This window comes from Pseudomonas sp. IPO3747 (assembly GCF_013385245.1).
Lineage (GTDB): Bacteria > Pseudomonadota > Gammaproteobacteria > Pseudomonadales > Pseudomonadaceae > Aquipseudomonas > Aquipseudomonas edaphica.
This window is the reverse complement of sequence record NZ_JACAQL010000009.1, coordinates 198,181-216,678: the sequence shown is the minus strand read 5'-3', so window position 1 is coordinate 216,678 and position 18,498 is coordinate 198,181. Positions and strand designations below refer to the sequence as shown.

General features: G+C 59.8%; 19 protein-coding genes, 1 tRNA gene and 1 pseudogene. 11 read left to right on the top strand and 10 right to left on the bottom strand.

The annotated features are described in order from the left end of the window. Nucleotides 1–93: 93 nt before the first annotated feature. Both bcsQ and HX790_RS29595 read right to left on the bottom strand, forming a co-directional pair. Entirely contained in the window at nt 94–993 is a 900-nt protein-coding gene (gene bcsQ / locus HX790_RS14205; protein ID WP_176991704.1) for a cellulose biosynthesis protein BcsQ, read from the bottom strand. 247 nt (nt 994–1,240) lie between these two features. Then, complete coding sequence (locus HX790_RS29595; RefSeq protein ID WP_240792791.1) at nt 1,241–1,405, bottom strand: hypothetical protein; 165 nt, start codon at nt 1,403–1,405, stop codon at nt 1,241–1,243. A 310-nt stretch (nt 1,406–1,715) separates the two neighbouring features. Here HX790_RS29595 and HX790_RS14195 point away from each other — a divergent pair, with 310 nt between their 5' ends. The 4 genes from HX790_RS14195 to HX790_RS14180 all read left to right on the top strand — a co-directional run bounded on the left by HX790_RS14195 (nt 1,716) and on the right by HX790_RS14180 (nt 3,192). Further along, nucleotides 1,716–1,949, top strand: a complete 234-nt coding sequence (locus HX790_RS14195; RefSeq protein WP_176991703.1) for a DUF2790 domain-containing protein — start codon at nt 1,716–1,718, stop codon at nt 1,947–1,949. Between the two features lie 127 nt (nt 1,950–2,076). Then, a tRNA-Thr gene (locus HX790_RS14190) sits at nt 2,077–2,152 on the top strand. Between the two features lie 508 nt (nt 2,153–2,660). Continuing rightward, nucleotides 2,661–2,945, top strand: coding sequence for a DUF3077 domain-containing protein (locus HX790_RS14185; protein WP_176991702.1), 285 nt, complete (start codon nt 2,661–2,663; stop codon nt 2,943–2,945). 67 nt (nt 2,946–3,012) lie between these two features. Next, nucleotides 3,013–3,192 (top strand): hypothetical protein, encoded by a 180-nt coding sequence (locus HX790_RS14180; RefSeq protein ID WP_256351592.1) that lies wholly within the window; start codon nt 3,013–3,015, stop codon nt 3,190–3,192. Nucleotides 3,193–3,210: 18 nt separating this feature from the next. On the opposite strand, the gene HX790_RS14175 is transcribed toward HX790_RS14180, so the two are convergent. From HX790_RS14175 to HX790_RS14165, 3 genes are all read right to left on the bottom strand, one after another. Continuing rightward, the gene (locus tag HX790_RS14175; RefSeq protein WP_169986650.1) at nt 3,211–3,912 is read right to left on the bottom strand and encodes an SDR family NAD(P)-dependent oxidoreductase; all 702 of its coding nucleotides are present in this window, start codon (nt 3,910–3,912) and stop codon (nt 3,211–3,213) included. Beyond that, nucleotides 3,909–4,130 carry a 4-oxalocrotonate tautomerase family protein gene (locus HX790_RS14170; protein WP_176991701.1) on the bottom strand — a complete coding sequence of 74 codons (222 nt, stop codon included), beginning with the start codon at nt 4,128–4,130 and terminating at the stop codon, nt 3,909–3,911. The genes HX790_RS14175 and HX790_RS14170 overlap by 4 nt, the downstream gene beginning before the upstream one ends. Nucleotides 4,131–4,468: 338 nt before the next feature. Next, nucleotides 4,469–5,755: an OprD family porin gene (locus HX790_RS14165; protein ID WP_017135394.1), complete on the bottom strand. Its 1,287-nt coding sequence runs from the start codon at nt 5,753–5,755 to the stop codon at nt 4,469–4,471. A gap of 408 nt (nt 5,756–6,163) precedes the next feature. Here HX790_RS14165 and HX790_RS14160 point away from each other — a divergent pair, with 408 nt between their 5' ends. Beyond that, nucleotides 6,164–8,251: a TonB-dependent siderophore receptor gene (locus HX790_RS14160; RefSeq protein WP_176991700.1), complete on the top strand. Its 2,088-nt coding sequence runs from the start codon at nt 6,164–6,166 to the stop codon at nt 8,249–8,251. Nucleotides 8,252–8,549: 298 nt separating this feature from the next. On the opposite strand, the gene HX790_RS14155 is transcribed toward HX790_RS14160, so the two are convergent. Continuing rightward, a complete protein-coding gene (locus HX790_RS14155; protein ID WP_017135392.1) occupies nt 8,550–8,768 on the bottom strand; it encodes a hypothetical protein in 219 nt (72 codons plus the stop codon). A 234-nt stretch (nt 8,769–9,002) separates the two neighbouring features. Next, the gene (gene aguA, locus HX790_RS14150) at nt 9,003–10,109 is read right to left on the bottom strand and encodes an agmatine deiminase (RefSeq protein ID WP_176991699.1); all 1,107 of its coding nucleotides are present in this window, start codon (nt 10,107–10,109) and stop codon (nt 9,003–9,005) included. A gap of 365 nt (nt 10,110–10,474) precedes the next feature. On the opposite strand from aguA, the gene rfbB reads away from it, so the two are divergent. The 5 genes and pseudogenes from rfbB to HX790_RS14125 all read left to right on the top strand — a co-directional run bounded on the left by rfbB (nt 10,475) and on the right by HX790_RS14125 (nt 15,569). After that, complete coding sequence (gene rfbB, locus HX790_RS14145; RefSeq protein WP_017135390.1) at nt 10,475–11,557, top strand: dTDP-glucose 4,6-dehydratase; 1,083 nt, start codon at nt 10,475–10,477, stop codon at nt 11,555–11,557. Between the two features lie 88 nt (nt 11,558–11,645). Beyond that, a pseudogene (locus HX790_RS14140) lies at nt 11,646–11,840 on the top strand (dTDP-4-dehydrorhamnose 3,5-epimerase family protein); the annotation flags it as partial. A 65-nt stretch (nt 11,841–11,905) separates the two neighbouring features. Beyond that, nucleotides 11,906–13,714 (top strand): ATP-binding protein, encoded by a 1,809-nt coding sequence (locus HX790_RS14135; protein ID WP_176991698.1) that lies wholly within the window; start codon nt 11,906–11,908, stop codon nt 13,712–13,714. After that, complete coding sequence (locus tag HX790_RS14130; RefSeq protein WP_017135387.1) at nt 13,711–15,096, top strand: sigma-54 dependent transcriptional regulator; 1,386 nt, start codon at nt 13,711–13,713, stop codon at nt 15,094–15,096. The genes HX790_RS14135 and HX790_RS14130 overlap by 4 nt, the downstream gene beginning before the upstream one ends. A 17-nt stretch (nt 15,097–15,113) precedes the next feature. Beyond that, nucleotides 15,114–15,569, top strand: coding sequence for a thioesterase domain-containing protein (locus HX790_RS14125; protein ID WP_017135386.1), 456 nt, complete (start codon nt 15,114–15,116; stop codon nt 15,567–15,569). Between the two features lie 129 nt (nt 15,570–15,698). On the opposite strand, the gene cysQ is transcribed toward HX790_RS14125, so the two are convergent. Then, complete coding sequence (gene cysQ, locus HX790_RS14120) at nt 15,699–16,535, bottom strand: 3'(2'),5'-bisphosphate nucleotidase CysQ (RefSeq protein ID WP_017135385.1); 837 nt, start codon at nt 16,533–16,535, stop codon at nt 15,699–15,701. Further along, nucleotides 16,532–17,098 (bottom strand): ADP compounds hydrolase NudE, encoded by a 567-nt coding sequence (gene nudE / locus HX790_RS14115; RefSeq protein WP_017135384.1) that lies wholly within the window; start codon nt 17,096–17,098, stop codon nt 16,532–16,534. The genes cysQ and nudE overlap by 4 nt, the downstream gene beginning before the upstream one ends. Before the next feature lie 87 nt (nt 17,099–17,185). Between nudE and yrfG the strand changes: the two genes are divergently transcribed. Next, complete coding sequence (gene yrfG, locus HX790_RS14110; RefSeq protein ID WP_017135383.1) at nt 17,186–17,848, top strand: GMP/IMP nucleotidase; 663 nt, start codon at nt 17,186–17,188, stop codon at nt 17,846–17,848. Nucleotides 17,849–18,002: 154 nt separating this feature from the next. Here the strand turns inward: yrfG and lysM are convergent, their stop codons facing one another. Next, complete coding sequence (gene lysM, locus HX790_RS14105; RefSeq protein WP_017135382.1) at nt 18,003–18,443, bottom strand: peptidoglycan-binding protein LysM; 441 nt, start codon at nt 18,441–18,443, stop codon at nt 18,003–18,005. Nucleotides 18,444–18,498 lie beyond the last annotated feature (55 nt).

Genomic DNA, 18,498 nt, shown 5'->3' with positions numbered 1-18,498 from the left:
TGTTGAGAACGGCTCCACAAAATGGCTGTTTCGTGACAGGCCCGACCAACCGATTGTGCATAAGCATCTGGCGCTAACTGCATAAAGCGCGATTTATGCGGTTCTTTTCGGTGCTTTCAGCACGCGACAAATCTCGTTGATATCGTCGCCAGCCAGCCGCTTTGTGGCGTTATCCAACGGGTCGGCCGCAAACGCCAACGCTTCGTTGATCGCCATATCGCGGTGCATCTCCAGCGGCGCTTTGCCCAGCCGCTGTTTGAACGCCTCCAGCATGTCCAGGCTAAAGGCGTTGCTCTCATCCACTTGGTTGACCACCACATGCACCACTGGTGGGCGTTCACCCTCAAGGTGCGGCGCGAGCAATCCATCCAAATGATCAAGGGTACCCAGGCAGGCGGCGTCGGCCTGGGTGATAACCAGCACCACATCGGCCACGCTCAGCGCTTGATGGGAGTAAACGTTATTGCCGGCGGGCGTATCGATGATCACCGTCTGCCGCTCGCTCAAGCCCAGGGCCGCCAGGCGCTGCGCCAACCAGCTGGGTTCATGTTTGAGCCAGCGCTCGAGGCTTTCCTGCTGCTCAATGTCGATATCGCCAAAGGTTATGACCTGGCAACCGGCAAAGCCAAGCTGCTGCAGTGGGCTCCACTGCCCATGCTCCAGGCTGGTACGGCCGATACCCGGCAATGTCGCACTGAAGCCAAAGTGATGGTGCAAGGCATTCTGTGGGTCCAGGTCCAGCGCCACCACCGATTCGCCATGGCGCTGCAAACCGCTGCTCAACGCTGTGGCTAGGGTGCTGCGGCCGACACCGCCATTGATCGACACCAACGCCACCACTTTGGGGCGCAGCGCTGCTGAATGAGTCGATTGGGAATGGGGGTTTTCGTTTGCGGGCACACTGCCAAAAACGTGCATGCGTGCATTGATGCCGTCGGCATCATGGCTGACGTTCTTACCGAACAACGTCAACAGCTCTTCGCTAAGGCTCATGGGCAGCTCCTCACGACGCAGCTAAAGACGTGAAGGTCGGCAAGCAGGCACTTACCGCAGGTCTTATTATGGGCGTCTTAGTGAGGCATTCTGTGTCACACGCAGGCAGGTGTCATTATTTTGGTGTTTTAGCTGATCGTTTTTTAGACAAGCGGTAAATAGTCAATTTAATGGCTATTTCCAGGCTGATGCATCCGAAAGCTCAACGCACGGCATAACGCAGTTACATCCTGGCAGCCGCCGCTATTCAACGCTGGGTCAAACGTGTCGCGCCCATAGGCCTGCGCCGCCCCGCAAGGTACGGCGCGAGCACCTCGTCCATCTTGGCCAAACGGCGAAACGAAGCGGCCAGGCGCTTGGCGAGAAATGCCTGGTCCTGGCCGAGCCAGCGATTAAGGCTTTGCTGCTGCACAGCATCGGTTTCACCAAAGGTCGCCAGCCGGCAAACCCGCGCCTGGGCAACGCCTGCCAGGTTTGAAGATGAGCGGCATTACGCCATTTTTATGGCTGTTCTTTTGCCAGGTGATATACATCTATAAAACAACGCATGACGCGATCACTGTGTGTTTTTTAACCAATACAAGCTCGCCGTTCGTATCAACAAGTACATAGATCCACACGCCATACACAACGAAACAAAACCCGCCCTGCGCGACACAGCCCGGATACCTCCCCGGCATTCAATGGCCTCACCCCACCACTGCACCTCAGAGGCCAACACCATGAACACCAACAACTGGAAAACCCTAATCGCCGCCAGCCTGCTTGGCCTGACCTTCACCGCCCATGCCGAGGCAAGTCATAAGCCGGATATCCAACGGGTACTGTCGACCACCGAAGACACCCGCTATGGATGCGGCGTGGTGAACGCACGCATGACCTACCTGGACTCTAAAGGCGAGACGCAGGTGTTGGCGTACATGAAATTTACCGACCAGTGTGGCGACGGCAATTGAGTCGGATTTGAGGCTCATGAGGGTAAGAAAAAGCAGCGAGCGTAAAAAAACCTTGGTATCTGCAAAAATAGTCAGAATTCAGGGGTTTACAGAAGCTTGGCAATCGCTATAATCGTCGCCCTAACACGCCGGTATAGCTCAGTTGGTAGAGCAACTGACTTGTAATCAGTAGGTCCCGGGTTCGACTCCTGGTGCCGGCACCATATCTCAAAGCCCCGCAATGCGGGGCTTTGTGGTTTCTGGGGTTTGGGAAACCGCAAAAAGTCAGATCACTGTTTTGGCCGAAATGCCCAAAAAGTGTCCACACTTAACATCTCGGGCTGCTTGCCTCAGTCCAAATCTCGACTTCTATGATGCCTTGCTCAGCTCAACGTCAGCCCCGGGAGACGTATTCTCCAAACCCACCGGACCACCAAAAGCCACCCTCACCCGCCTCCCAAGCTTTATTCAAAATTATGCCCAGCCAATAATTATGCCGCCCTCATAAAACCAATAATTCCCCCAGCCACCTATCCGTACCACCTGACCCAACCGAAAAAACAACCCATCAATTTTCCCGATTGCTCCCCACCCCTCACCACGCTAACCTCCCCCCGTCGCTACCACCCAGCGACCGGGCCTGAGAACCCGATTTGATGCAGGCGCCACTAGCGCCACGCATTCGTTGTCACAACGAACGTGTTGCTCTCACTCAATATGGGAGTTCCACCAATGACCGCAACAAATTCACCCGCACTCACCACCCTCGGCGTCACCCCTTTCTCCTTTCACTCCGACCAACCTCTGTTCCGCGTCAACAGCGGTGTTTCCCTGCATGAAGCCTTGCACCACGTTTCCGATTTGCTCCACGTCGCCAAGTTGCTCGCAGAAGATGCGGCGATGACGAAGGAGACGGACCGTTATGCCTGGGCGTCGCATTATTTGCAGGAGATGAGCAAGGCGGTGATTGATGATGTGGTGAAGGTGTTGGCGTCGCCCTGTAATGCTGAGCAGTAAGCGGTAAATGGGCTCGCCGGGCGGGCGCTGTCGCATCTCAGCCCGGCTCCCACATAGAAGCGCTTGGTTGTCGGATGTGCGTATCGCTCGGGCGCTAAGGGCTATTCATGCAACGCCGGCCAAGCAGGAAGGTCGCATCGGCGAGGTGGGTTTTGCGATTGGCTATGAGTCCGAGGCCGCGTTCAGCCGTGCCAATAAGGCCTTTTTCGGGCGCTCGCCACGGGATGACCACGCCCGGCCGGGTTAGGCCAGGCGCGTCAGCGTATCAGTGCCCGGCGCTTTGCCCGCCGTCCACATGCAGGATCTCACCGGTGACAAACCCCGCGCTCTCCAGGTAGGTGATCGCCTGGGCGATATCACTCACTTCGCCCATGCGCCCCACCGGGTGCAGTTGCCCCAATGCAGCGTGGGAGTCTTCGCCATGCATCGGCGTCTTGATGATGCCCGGGCTTACCGCGTTCACTCGAATGCCGCGTTTGGCGTATTCAATCGCCAGGGATTTGGTCGCGGCATTCAGCCCGCCTTTGGTGAGGCTGGCGAGTACCGAAGGCACGCCGTCGATGGCGTGGTCGACCAGGCTGGTGGTCACATTGACGACGTGGCCGGCGCCGTGTTTTTCCATCTCGGCAATGGCCAGTTGGGTGATGTAGAAAAAGCCGTTGAGGTTCACCGCCAGCACGTTGGCGTAGTCGTCCTGGGTGTAGGCGGTGAAGGGTTTGGCGATGAAGATGCCGGCGTTGTTGATCAGGCTGTCGACGCGCCCGAAGGTGGCCAGGGCTTCGCGGATGACGCGCTGGGCGGTGGCCGGGTCGGCGATGTCGCCGGGCACCGTGAGGATGTTCGGGTCGGTGGATGGCTGGATCGAACGCGAGGTGGCCACCACGCGATAATCGAGGGCGCGGTAGGCTTGGACCACGGCGGCGCCGATGCCTTGGGAGGCACCGGTAATGATCACGACTTTGCTCATTTTGTTTCTCCGTTAAGGGCTTGGGATTTTCGGTATTCGGTGGTGGTGATGCCGGCGTAGCCCCAGTTATCGGTGTCGATTTCTTCGATGACGATGTGGGTCAGGTCCGGGCGCTTGTTGAGCACGCGTTCGAGGGTTTCGGTGAACTCGGCGATGACCTGGGCTTTTTGCTCAGGGGTCACGCCGTCACGGGTGATGCGCAGGCTGACGAAGGGCATAGTGATGGCTCCAATGGGCGGGCATCGGGGTGATGGGCCGGCAGTGGGGTCAATTTAGGCGTGCGCTGAGTCGAGATAAATGGGGGTTTGAGTACTACATTAGTGATGTGGTGTAACAAGTTCCCGCGGTACTTCTACACGATTGGACGCCTCCCGCTGGCGTCCGCAAAACTGATAAAAAACCACCCTTGATCGTTGACGGCGGGACGCGGAGCGTCCCTAGAGGCGTTCCCACGCAGAGCATGGGAACGATCACCGTCGCTGATCCAAAGGCATAAAAAAACCCCGAACCAGTCGGGGTTTTTTATCGCCTGGCATCAGGCGCGACGTGCGATCAATTAGAAAACGTTGATCGGGTAGTCGGCGAACAGACGGATTTCGTTACCGCCTACGTTGTAGTTGCTGGCGTTGTTGGAGACGCGCAACCACGACGCACGAGCGCGCAGGCTCAGGTCTTTGGCTGGGCCGCTTTGAACGACATATTTGAACTGGTTGAAGATTTCACGCTCGGTGCCACTGCCACGGTTGGAACCGTCGTCAATGTTGGTGCCGCGCACGTAAGCGATGTTGTAGGTCAGGCCAGGCACGCCGAAGGCGCTGAAGTCCAGGCCGTAGCCTGCTTGCCAGGAGCGCTCGTCCTTGCCGTTGAAGTCGGACCAGTAGGAGTTGGCCAGCAGGATGGTATTGCCGCCGTCGCCGATACCGCCAGCGTTGCGGTAGCCGCCGTACAGGTAGCCGGTGTCACCGGTGCTGCGCTGGTGAGCGAGGGTGAAGCTGTGCGGGCCAACAGCCCAGGTAGCGCCCAGGCTCCAGATTTTGTTGTCGCGGGCGTCCGCATCACCTTGGTTTTCCAGGGCGAAGCTGCGGTCCAGCTTGGTTTTGTAGCCGTTGAAGTCAAAGGTCAACGATTGCTTTTCTGGCAGGGCCAGCACGTAGTTGACGTTGACGTATTGCTTCTTCAGCACGTCCTGCATGTTGGAGGCGTACAACGCGGCCGACAGGCTTTCGGTGAATTTGTAGCTACCACCGATGTAGTCGATGCTTTTCAGCGCGCCACTGTCAGAACCTTCGGCGCTCTTGCGAGCTTCCTTGGTGAAGTGACCAGCGTCCAGTTGCAGGCCGGCGATCTCTTTGGAAACGATCGAAGTACCGGTGTAGGTTTCCGACAACAGACGGGAGTTGTCGTACTGCAGCACAGGCACAGCCGGCATCTGGTCACCGTACTTGAGTACAGTGTTGGAGACACGGAACTTCACGGCAGCGCCGCCCTTGGCCAGGTCGTTGGCGGCTTCGCCGCTGTCGCCTTGCTTGAAGAAGTCGATACCGCCAGCGCCGCTGCGACCTTTACCACCGTCCAGGCGAATGGCGTATTGGCCGATCACGTCCACACCCACACCGACGGTGCCTTGGGTGAAGCCGGATTCGAACTTGCCGATGAAGCCCTGGCCCCATTCGGCTTTGTCTTGCTTGCCGTTTTTGTAGTCACGGCTGATGTAGGCGTTACGTGCTGCGATGTTCAGGTGGCTGTCGTCCACGAAACCCTTGGATTGCTCCTGGTCGTTAGCCATTGCTGTCGATGCGCTCAAAATCCCCAGAGCGATCAGACTCATCCGTTGCTTCAACATTTCTTATATTCCTTATTACTGGTTGAGTACGCGCTGTGACACCAGGCTCCGTGTCGCTTTTCTGGTGTCGACTTCCTCCAGAAAAAACAAGGCCCGCGGACGACTGAACTGCCGCGGGCCTTTTTTTATTGGATGAGTCATGGCGGTGAGCCACAGGCGTTGGGCGCAATCCTATGCGCGCGTTGAACTATGTGTCAATTTCGTGAATCGTCTGTATTTAGGCGAAATAATTCTAAGCGGTGCATTCCAAGGCCCTCGCTCGAGCCTGAAAAATCGTCTGATTCGTCAAGAAAACACATTATGTAACATTTTTAGCGAAGGTATGTTTGGGAATAGATAACTCGCGCAAATGCAAAGCATTACCATTCGCGCACTTTCCTTTTTCCAACACTTTTGGATTTATTCCCCATGCCTGCCTCTCGCCTGACGCCCATCACTTTTGGGCTTTCTGTTTTGCTGTCTGCCGGTTTCGCCTGTGCCGCCACGGTCTTGCCCGAAACGTCGGTGAGCGCCGAAGCCGACGAAGACGACCCGCGTGTCAAGGAGACCAACACCGCCACCCGTACTGCCACCTCGGTGCGTTACGTGCCCCAGGCCATCGACTCGGTTAAAACCGAAAGCCTGCGTTCCTACGGCACCAACGACCTGGGGCAGGCGTTAAGCGGCATTCCCAACGTCAGCAGCGGCGCCGATACGCGCTTCGACAGCCTGCGTATCCGGGGTTTTGACGCGAGCAATGACTTCTACCTGGACGGCATCCGCGACGACAGCCAGTACGTGCGCGACCTGCATAACATCGAGCGCATCGAAGTGCTCAAAGGCCCGGCCGCCGTGCTGTACGGGCGCGGCGGCCAGGGCGGCATCGTCAACCGCGTAAGCAAACTGCCCCAGGCGGGCCACACCTCCAGCATCGAAGCCCAAGGCGGCAGCCAGGATCTGCGCAGCCTGTATGCCGACCTCAGCACCGACCCAACGGATAACATCAGCCTGCGTCTGAACATGGGCAACCAGGACAACAACAGCTTTCGCGACGGTGTGAGCGGCAATCGCCAGTTGTTCGCGCCGTCGATGAGCTGGCAACTGACGCCGGACCTGAACTGGCTGGTGCAATACGAATACAGCCGTTACAACCGCACGCCGGACCGTGGCATTCCCGGGGTCAACGGCCGCCCGGCCGATGTGAGCCGCAGCACGACCTACTTCGATAGCCGCGATTACATCGACGATAAATCCCAGTCCCTGCGCTCCAAGCTGGCTTATGAACTCAACGCCAACTGGCAGCTGCGCCACACCCTCGGCGTGTTCAAGCTCGACAGCGATTTCGACAACACCTACCAGGTCGGCTACGACTCAAAAACCAACAAAGTCTCGCGCCAGCGCTGGCAACAAGACCTGAACACCCGCAACGTGTTCAACAACCTTGAGCTGGAGGGCGGGTTCGACACTTTCGGCCTGGAGCACCACCTGCTCACCGGCCTGGAGCTGGGCAGCCAGCGCCGTGATCCAAAGTTGTACAGCGCCACCGCCACCAACCGTGGCGGCCAGGCCGTGCCGAGCCTGGACCTCAACCAGCCCGACCGCCACTTGAGCCACACCGGGCGCATGAGTGTTTCCAGCAACAACCACACCGAAGTCGAAAGCCGCGCCCTTTACGTGCAGGACCAATTGCACCTCAACGATCAATGGCAAGTGCTGGCCGGCCTGCGCTACGACCACTTTGAAGTGGACACCACCAGCAAGCTGCTCAACACCCAGCAGGCGGTCGACAGCCACAGCACCAGCCCGCGCATCGGCCTGGTCTGGACGCCGCTGGAACACCACTCGTTCTATGCCTCATGGAGCAAAACCTTCTCGCCGGCCGGCGGCGGCTTGATCGGCATCACCCCCAATGCTGCAGGCGCCGTCAACGACCTGAGTCCCGAGTTGACCAAGCAAAAGGAAATCGGGGTTAAAAGCGACTGGCTCGACGACCGCCTGAGCACCACCCTGGCCGTGTACGAGCTGGAACTCTACAACCGCCGCACCAGCGACCCACTGGACCGCACCATCACCCTGCTCACCGGCGAACAACGCTCACGCGGCGTGGAGCTGACCGCCACCGGCAAAGTCGTCGGCAACTGGTATGTACGCGGCGGCATTGGCCTGCAGGATGCCAAGGTGGTGAAGGACAACAACGGCTTTGAAGGCAAACGCATCAGCGACGTCGCCAAGCGCAATGCCAGCCTGTTTATTACCTGGAAACCGGAGATGGGTTGGTACGCAGAAACCGGCCTGACCCTGGTGGGCGACCGTTACGCCGACAACCTCAACACCGTGGTGCTGCCTGGTTATGGCCGCTGGGATGCACTGGCCGGGTTCCGCCAGAAAGAATGGGACGTGCGTGCGGCGCTGAACAACATCGCGGACAAAAACTACTACGCCTCGGCCACCAGCGCAGCGCAGATCCAACCGGGCGAGCCACGTAGCCTGGTGGTAACCGGCACCTACAATTTCTAAGTTTCACTCGGTCAATGTGGGAGCTGGCTTGCCTGCGAAAGCGGTGTATATGCTGGAAAGTCGCTGGCTGACAGAATGCCTTCGCAGGCAAGCCAGCTCCCACTATTGATCTCAGTGGTCTTCAGTTTTTGCACTAGCTCACCGAGCCTGCGGGCAACAAGCACCTACAACTTCTAAATTTCACTCGGTCAATGTGGGAGCTGGCTTGCCTGCGAAAGCGGTGTATCTGCTGGAAAGTCGCTGGCTGACAGAATGCCTTCGCAGGCAAGCCAGCTCCCACAATTGATCTTGGTGTTCTTCAGGTTTTCAGTAGTTCGCACAACGCCAGCAGCTCATCCTCACTGAACAACCCCGCCGGGTAGCGCTCACTCATGACACTGCGCACATCAGGCTGTTGCTGCCTCACCTGTCGCGAGCCGTTTGCCTTCAACCAAAGCGCCAGCGCATGGATCGCATCACCACTAACCCGCGTCGGGTGGAACGGGCGCGTGTAGATCGGGTTGATATCGGCATTCATTTCAGCGCTCTCTCCTACTGCGTGAGCGGCTAACTTACTCAAGGTTTGTGACAGAACTGTGCAGTCATCACCTTGGGACACTGTGGCAACACCGATACAAGAGCTATGCCAATGTCCCGTGTTTATAGGCATTCGGACACAAAAAAGCCCGCAACCTAGCCAGGCTGCGGGCTTGCTGCAAGCGCTATAAACAAGTAGCGCTCGGCGTTCACTCAAACGCTGTTACAACCGCACTCAATTTTTGTGCGGTGCCGGCTGTTGTTGGGTCAGGCAATGGATATTGCCGCCGCCCAGTAACAGTTCACGGCCCGGCACCATCACCACTTCGTGCTGCGGGAACAGGTTCTGCAGGATCTCTTTGGCCTGGCTGTCCAGCGGGTCGTCGAAGCTTGGCGCGATGATGCCGCCGTTAACGATCAGGAAGTTCACGTAGGAACCCGCCAGGCGCACAGTAGGATTACGCTCCTGCGAGCCGTCTACCGGATCGACACCGGCGCATTCTTCTTCGGTCGCGTACAACGGGCCTGGGATCGGCATTTTATGCACTGTGAACGGGCGGCCTTTAGCGTCCGTGCTGCTTTGCAGCACGGCCATGGCGGCGTGGCAGCGCGCGTAGTTAGGGTCTTGCGGGTCATCGGTCCAGGCCAGCAACACTTCGCCGGGGCGCACGTAGCAGCAGAAGTTATCCACATGGCCGTCGGTTTCGTCGTTGAACAGGCCGTCCGGCAACCAGATGACTTTATCCACCGCCAAATTGTCACGCAGCACCGCTTCGATCGCCGCACGGTCCAGATGCGGGTTGCGGTTGCGGTTCAACAGGCATTCTTCGGTGGTGATCACGGTGCCTTCGCCGTCGACATGGATCGAACCGCCTTCCAGCACGAAGCCTTCGGTGCGGTAGCGCGGCGCACGTTCGATCTCGAGGATCTTGCCGCCCACCTGCGAATCGCGGCTCCACGGCGCATACAGGCCGCCGTCAAAGCCGCCCCAGGCGTTGAAATCCCAGTTCACGCCGCGCACTTCGCCGCTGTTATTGATCACAAAGGTCGGGCCGGTGTCGCGCACCCAGGCGTCGTCGTTGGACATTTCCACCACGCGGATATTGGGCACATCCAGGCGCGCACGGGCGTTCTCGTACTGGCCGGCAGACACTACGACGGTCACCGGTTCAAAGCGCGCAATGGCCTTGGCCACCGCCACATGGGCCGCCTGCGCCGGCTTGCCGCCCAGGCGCCAGTTGTCCGGGCGCTCGGGCCAGATCATCCAGGTTTGGGTTTGTGGCGCCCATTCGGCAGGCATGTAGAAGCCATCGGCGCGAGGTGTGCTGTGCAGGGTGGTCATGGCGTTCAGGACTCCGAATGGGGTGAAGGTCGACTTTATAACGGATAAAAATCGGCTTTAGAAGTGATAAAAGATCATAGCCGACAAGTATGACAAGCCTTAGTCGATAACAATCGACTACCTATAGTTGCTCATCGAGCACCTTCGACAACATGTCGACAAAGAAATCCACGCTGCGTTTAGACGCCACCATCGGCGGCTTGATCTTGAGGATTTTGAGGTAGTCGCCGGTCCGCAGCATGGAAACCCAACTCGCGCAGGCGATCAAGGCAACCCTTCTTCACCCGAGTATGCTTGCGCCGCCCCGCCGCGTAACTCAAGCTATGCTCTGGCTTAATGTCTGTCTTGGAAAAAAGGCTCTCTGAATGCGCATTCTCATCACCGGCGGCGCCGGCTTCATCGGTTCTGCCCTGGTTCGTCACTTGATTCAACACACCGAGCACGAAGTGCTCAACCTGGACAAACTCACCTACGCCGGCAACCTGGAGTCACTCACCAGCATCGCCGCCAACAGCCGCTATGAGTTCGTGCAGGCCGACATCATCGACCAGGCCGCCGTCAGCTCCGTGCTGGCGCGCTTTGAGCCGCAGGCCATCATGCACCTGGCCGCCGAGTCGCACGTCGACCGTTCCATTGATGGCCCCTCGGACTTTATCCAGACCAACATCGTCGGCACCTACAGCCTGCTGGAAGCCACCCGCGCCTATTGGCAGACCCTGGAAGAACCGGCCAAGAGCGCGTTCCGTTTCCACCATATTTCCACCGACGAAGTGTACGGCGACCTCCACGGCGTGGATGACTTGTTCACCGAAACCACGCCTTACGCACCCAGCTCGCCGTATTCGGCCAGTAAAGCCGCCTCCGACCACCTGGTCCGCGCCTGGCAGCGCACCTATGGCTTGCCGGTGCTGCTGACCAACTGCTCAAACAACTACGGGCCGTTCCACTTCCCCGAGAAACTGATCCCGCTGGTCATCCTCAACGCCCTCGCCGGCAAGCCACTGCCGGTCTACGGCGACGGCCTGCAGGTCCGCGACTGGCTGTTCGTCGAAGACCACGCCCGCGCCTTGTTGAAAGTGGTCACCGAAGGTGTGGTCGGCGAGACCTACAACATCGGCGGTCACAACGAGCAAAAGAACATCGACGTGGTACGCGGCATCTGCGGCCTGCTCGAAGAACTGGCGCCACAACGCCCGGCCGGTGTGGAGAAGTTCACCGACCTGATCACCTTCGTCAAAGACCGCCCAGGCCACGACCAGCGCTACGCGATCGACGCGAGCAAGATCGAAAACGAGCTGGGCTGGGTTCCGGAAGAAACCTTTGAAACCGGCCTGCGCAAAACCGTGCAGTGGTACCTCGATAACCTGGACTGGTGCCGCAGGGTCCAGGACGGCAGCTATCAAGGCGAGCGCCTGGGCAATACCGACCCAAAAGACCTGATCGCATAAGGTTTTGATCACACGACCTGTTCACCCGGCGAGTGCAACCGATGAGTGTGATCGCTACGGAGTTGCCCGAAGTATTGATCCTCGACCCCATGGTTTTGTGGTGCTCAGCGACTCTGCCGAGTTCCTTTACAAAACCACCGATTACTACACGCCTTCGGCAGAGCGTTGTATTCGCTGGGACGACCCGGAACTCAATATTGACTGGCAGTTTGAGGGCGCACCGACCTTGTCCGCCAAGGATCAGAACGGCAAGGCATTGGCAGACGCCGATCTGTTTGCATGACCGGCGAGTGCCTTGCACGCCGGCCCTAGGCATAATGCGCCTGTTCCCACAGGCGCATGACTCCCATGACTCCACCCCTCCCGCGTAGACCTCGCTGGCGCAGCCTCGCCTTATTGGCGTTGTGCCTGGCACCGCTGCTGTGGCCGCTGGAGCATCTGGCCGAGCGCTATTACCGCAGCGAACTGGCCGGGCAAAACCGTCAGACCCTCGACCTGTACGTCGCCAACCTCCTCGGCACCCTGCACCGCTATGAAGTGCTGCCGCAGATCCTCGGTGACTTGCCGGCCCTGCGCACCGCGCTGGATGCGCCGCAGGTCAGTGCCAACCTGACCAACGCCAACCTGCTGCTCAAGGACGTTGCCGCCCAGGCCGGGGTGGAAGTGATGTACCTGATGGACACCACCGGCAAGACCCTCGCCGCCTCCAACTGGGACAAGCAGGACAGTTTTGTCGACCGTAACTTCTCGTTCCGGCCCTATTTCAGCGAAGCCATGGCCGGGCGCCTGGGACGGTTTTTCGGCCTGGGCACCACCTCGGCCAAACGCGGCTACTTCTTCGCCGCCGCTGTACGCGATGGCGCCAAAATAATTGGCGTGCTGGTGGTCAAGGTTGACCTGGACCACACCGAAAGCCTATGGGGCAAAACCCCCGAGCAACTGCTGGTGACCGACCACAACGGCGTGGTCATCCTCACCTCACGCCCGCAATGGCGCTTCCGGGCGACCCGGCCGCTCACGGCGCAAGAGCGTCAGGCAATCATCGCCATCCAGCCCTACCCGACCCGCGACCCGCAACCGCTGGCGTTGAGCACCACGGCATGGCTGCGCCAATCCACGGCCATCGCCGAGACCGGCTGGACCGTGGAAATTCTTGCACCGCGCTCGCTGATCAATCGCCCGGTGCGCACCGTAGTGGCCGTTGGCGGCGCGACGCTGTTGGTGCTGATGTTGCTGCTGGGTTTGATGATGCAGCGCCGTCGCCACTACCTGGAGCGCATCGCCTTCGAAGCCGAGGCCCGCCGCGAACTGGAAGCGCGTGTGATCGAGCGCACCAGCGACCTCGAAGGCCTTAACCGCCGCCTCAAACAGGAGGTGCTGGAGCGTGAGCACGCCCAGCAGGAACTGGTGCGCGCCCAGGATGACCTGGTGCAGGCCGGCAAGCTGTCGGCGCTGGGCACCATGTCGGCGAGTATCAGCCACGAACTCAACCAGCCGCTGGCGGCGATCCGTAGCTACGCGGAAAACGCCGAGATCCTGCTCGACCACGAACGTACCAACGACGCCCGTGGCAATCTCAAGCTGATCAGCGAACTGACCGGGCGCATGGCCTCGATCATCGCGCACTTGCGCGCCTTCGCCCGCCGCGACCGCCACGCCCCGGAAAGCGTAGCCCTGCAACCGGCACTCGACGATGCCCTGGCGTTGCTGGCCAAACGGCGGCGCTCGATGGAAGTCGAGTTGATCCGCGACTTGCCCGAGGCGACCTTGTGGGTGCAAGCCGGCGAAACCCGCCTGCGCCAGGTGCTCGGCAACCTGCTGGCCAACGCCCTCGACGCCCTCACCGAAAAAGGCCCGCCGCGCAAACTGTGGCTGAGTGCCCAAACCACCGAACAGGGCGTCAACCTGTACATTCGCGACAACGGCCCAGGTTTTTGCATGGAAGCCCTGGGCCGCGCCAGCGAGCCGTTCTACACCACCAAGACCCGCACCCAGGGTTTGGGGTTGGGCCTGGCGATCTGTGACACCTTGATGCGTGCCTTTGGCGGCGAATTGTTGTTCGCCAACCACAAGGAAGGTGGCGCACTGTTAACCCTGAAATTGCGTGCCGGCTCGCCGGGCGTGAGTCTGCAACCGTCCGAGGACCGCAGTGTATGAGTATCGATAACCAGATCCAGGTGGTGTTGATCGACGACGATCCACACTTGCGTCAGGCTCTGTGCCAGACCCTGGACCTGGCCGGGCTGAAAGTCCTGACTCTGGGCGAAGCCACGGGCCTCACGGCGCGCCTGTCCCGCGATTGGCCGGGCGTGGTGGTCAGCGATATCCGCATGCCCGGCATGGACGGCCTGGAGCTACTGGCTGAACTGCACGGCCAGGACCCGGACCTGCCGGTGCTGCTGATAACCGGCCACGGCGATGTGCCGCTGGCGGTGCAGGCCATGCGCGCCGGGGCCTATGACTTCCTCGAAAAACCGTTCGCCAGTGATGCCCTGCTCGACAGTGTGCGCCGCGCGTTGGCTTTGCGCCGCCTGGTGTTGGATAACCGCAGCCTGCGCCTGGCCCTCAGTGATCGCCAGCAACTGAGCACGCGCCTGGTCGGGCATTCGCCGCAGATGCTGCGCTTGCGCGAGCAGATCGGCGCCCTGGCGGCAACCCGCGCCGATGTGTTGATCCTCGGCGAAACCGGCGCCGGCAAAGAAGTGGTAGCCCGCGCCCTGCATGACCTGTCGAGCCGCCGCAGCGGGCCGTTTGTGGCGATAAACGCCGGCGCCCTGGCAGAATCGGTGGTCGAAAGCGAACTGTTCGGCCATGAGCCGGGCGCCTTTACCGGCGCGCAGAAACGCCGCATCGGCAAGTTCGAGTTCGCCAATGGCGGCACGCTGTTCCTCGATGAAATCGAAAGCATGAGCCTGGATGTGCAGGTCAAATTGCTGCGTTTGTTGCAGGAGCGAGTGGTCGAGCGTTTGGGTGGCAATCAGCTGATCCCGCTGGATATCCGCATCATCGCCGCCACCAAGGAAGACCTGCGCCAGTCCGCCGACCAGGGACGCTTCAGGGCCGACTTGTACTACCGTCTCAACGTCGCGCCGCTGCGCATTCCGCCACTGCGCGAGCGCGGTGAAGACGCACTGATGTTGTTCCAGCATTTTGCCGACGAAGCCAGCAGTCGCCACGGCCTGCCGTTGCACGAGCTGCAACCGGGCCAACGCGCCCTGCTGTTGCGCCACAGCTGGCCGGGCAATGTGCGCGAACTGCAAAATGCAGCCGAGCGCTTTGCCCTTGGGCTGGAACTGGCACTGGACGCCACGGCGGACAACCCCGCCGCGGGCGTGCTGACGTCAACCTCTGGCGGTTTGAGCGATCAGGTCGAGCAGTTCGAAAAAAGCCTGATCGCCGCCGAGCTGACCCGCCCCCACAGCTCGGTGCGCAGCCTCGCCGAAGCCCTGGGCATCCCGCGCAAAACCCTGCACGACAAACTGCGCAAGCACGGCCTGAACTTCGCCGACAGCGCCAGCCACAGCGCCGACGACGAATGACCCGCCAAGAGACCGCCATGAACCGCGACAGCCGCTACCTGGAATCGATCCTTCACCACGACATCCCCCTCACCCGGGAAATGGGCCTCAAGGTGCTCGGCTGGCAACACAGCCAATTGCAGCTGCACCTGCCCTTACAGGCCAATATCAACCACAAGAGCACCATGTTTGGCGGCAGCCTCTATTGCGGCGCCGTATTGGCGGGTTGGGGTTGGCTGCACCTGAAACTGCGCGAAGAAGGTGTCGAAGACGGGCATATCGTGATTCAGGAAGGGCAGATCAGTTATCCACTGCCAGTGACTCAGGATGCGATCGCTATTTGCGCGGCGCCGGAAGACAAGGTGTGGAAGCGCTTTGTGGCGACATACAAACGCTATGGCCGGGCGCGGTTGGCGTTGGAGACGTGGATTGTGAATGAGGGCAGTGAGGAGCGGGCTGTAGCCTTCACTGGCCAATACGTCCTGCACCGCTAACCGTCACAACACAAAACCAACTGTGGGAGCTGGCTTGCCTGCGATGAGGCAGTGTCAGTCGAATCAACTATCGACTGATACACCGCTATCGCAGGCAAGCCAGCTCCCACATTTTGACCTGTTGTGGCCTTAAGAACGGGCCAGGGTCAGCAGGCGCTCGCGCCACGCTGCCTTGGCCGGCAACGCCAGAAAGAACGGGTTTAACAACGAAGCCCGCGCCGGATAGCTGAACGGCGCGCCACTCAACTCCAACACTTCACCACCCGCCCCTTCCAGCACACCCTGGGCTGCGGCCGTGTCCCACTGCGACGTCGGCGCCAGACGCGGATAGCAATCGGCACTGCCTTCGGCCAACAGGCAGAACTTCAGCGAGCTGCCAATATTCGCCAATTTCAGCTCACCCAAACCTTCGCTCAAGCCACTGAGCAGGCGTTCCTGTTCCGGGCTGCTATGGCGGCGGCTGGCTACCACGGTAAACGCCTCGCCGGCCGCCGGGGTCTGGCGTACCTGGATCTGCTTGGGCGCCTCACTCACGTCCGAGCGCCACGCGCCCAGGCCCGCGCCACCGAAGTAGCAACGGCCACTGGTGGGCATCGACACCACGCCAAACACCACGCGGCCTTGCTCGATCAACGCAATGTTGACGGTAAATTCTTCGCTGCCGGAAATAAACTCCTTGGTGCCATCCAGCGGGTCCACCAACCACCAGCGCTGCCAGCCGGCGCGCACGTTCTGGTCGATATCGGCGTCTTCTTCGGACAGCACCGGGATGCTCGGGTCCAGAGCGGTAAGGCCCGCCAGGATCAGATGGTGAGCCGCCAGGTCGGCCGCCGTCACCGGTGAATCATCCGCCTTGGCGGTGACCGCTACGTCCGCACGCCAATACGGCAGGATGACTTCACCTGCCTGGCGTGCCAGCTCGATCACAGGGGCAATAAACGGATGGCCTAAAAACAGTTCGCTCATGCGACAAAAGCTCCACGCTGGGTCAACAGGTCTCGTACCAAATACAGGGCCGCCAATGCACGGCCTTCACTGAACTGCTCGTTTTGCGCCAGCATCGACAGCTCGCGCAGGTTGACGCGCTCCACACGCATGGGCTCAGGTTCATCGCCTTCCAGGCGCTCTTCATACAGCTCGGTGGCCAGCACCACCTGGATTTTCTGGCTCATATAGCCAGGCGACAAGGACAGTTCGGTAATGTGCTCCAACTGGCGCGCGCCATAACCGGCCTCCTCCTTGAGCTCGCGGTTGGCCGCCGCCAGTACGTCCTCGCCAGGTTCGATCAGGCCCTTGGGCAACGACAATTCATATTCGTCGGTACCGCCGCAGTACTCTTCCACCAGCAACGCGTGGTCGGCATCGATCATCGCCACGATCATCACCGCGCCGTAACCGGCACCGCGGCCTACCAGGCGCTCGTAGGTCCGTTCAACGCCATTGGAAAAGCGCAATTGCACTTCCTCCACGCGGAACAAACGGCTACTGGCGACTATTTCGCGGGCGAGGACGGTGGGTTTCTGGCGCATAAGCGGCTCCTTGGCGTGATCGGGTTACTATACCGTGGCTTTTCCGATTGTCTGTGTCGGATATCTTTACTTACATGAGAACGCCCCATGCCCTCTTTGCCCTGGCACGCCATCGACACCGTCCTGCTGGACATGGACGGCACCTTGCTCGACCTGCACTTCGACAACCACTTCTGGATGGAGCACCTGCCCCAGCGCTACGCGCAACTGCACGGCGTGAGCCGGGCCATGGCCGACATGGAGTTGCAGCCGCTGTTCGAGCGTAACGCCGGACAGTTGCAATGGTATTGCCTGGATTTCTGGAGTGCCGAGCTGAACATTCCGGTGCGCGAACTCAAACTGGAAACCGCTCACCTGATCGCCCTGCGCCCGGACGCGGACACCTTTCTGGCGGCGATCAAACAGGCCGGCAAGCGTGTGATTTTGATCACCAACGCCCATCGTGATTCGCTGTCATTGAAGTTGGAGCGCATTGAGCTGGCGCCGTATTTCGAGCGGTTGATCAGTTCCCACGACTACGGTTTCGCCAAGGAACACCGGCAATTCTGGGATGCGTTGCAAGCCGACATCCAGTTCGACCCGGCCCGCAGCCTGTTTATTGATGACACCTTGCCGATCCTGCGCAGTGCGCGCGAGTTTGGCGTGGGGCATTTGCTGGCGGTCAAAGAGCCGGACAGTAAGAAAGGGCCAAAGGACACAGGGGAGTTTGCGGCAGTCGATGATTACCGAGATCTGATTGCCGGGCTCTAATGTAAATGTGGGAATGTGAATGTGGGAGCTGGCCAGTGTGAGAGCTGGGCTTGCCCGCGATGCAGGCACCTCGGTGTATCAGTGATACCGAGGTGATGCTATCGCAGGCAAGCCAGCTCCCACATATACCTGCTCCCACAGTTATGCCTGTGTATTACTCAGGAATACGCAGTGTCTGGCCTGGGTAAATTTTGTTTACATCTTTAAGCAGCGGCTTGTTGGCCTCGAAGATTTTGTTGTACTGGTTGGCATTGCCGTACACCGCCAGGGAAATCGCGCTGAGGGTGTCGCCTTTCTTCACCACAACAAAACGAGCGGCCGTGACCGCGGGGCCGGACACAGTAATCTGGTCATCCACGCTGGCAACACCGGCGATATTACCCGCCGCCAGAAGGATTTTTTCTTTCTCTTCCTGACTGGCAACTTCACCGGTGATCGTCACCTTGTCACCGTCTACGGTGGCGTGAACGTTCGGGTTACCCAGCCCTACCGCTTCGATATGCTTTTTCAACTCTTCGCCAGCATTGGCATTACCCGGCGTCAACAGGTCAATCAACTTCTCGCCTGCTTCCTTAACAAAGCTAAAAATACTCATGGTGCGCTCTCCTTGGGGTTTAAGTTCCAGATGCCCAAGACTAGACCAGTCCTGC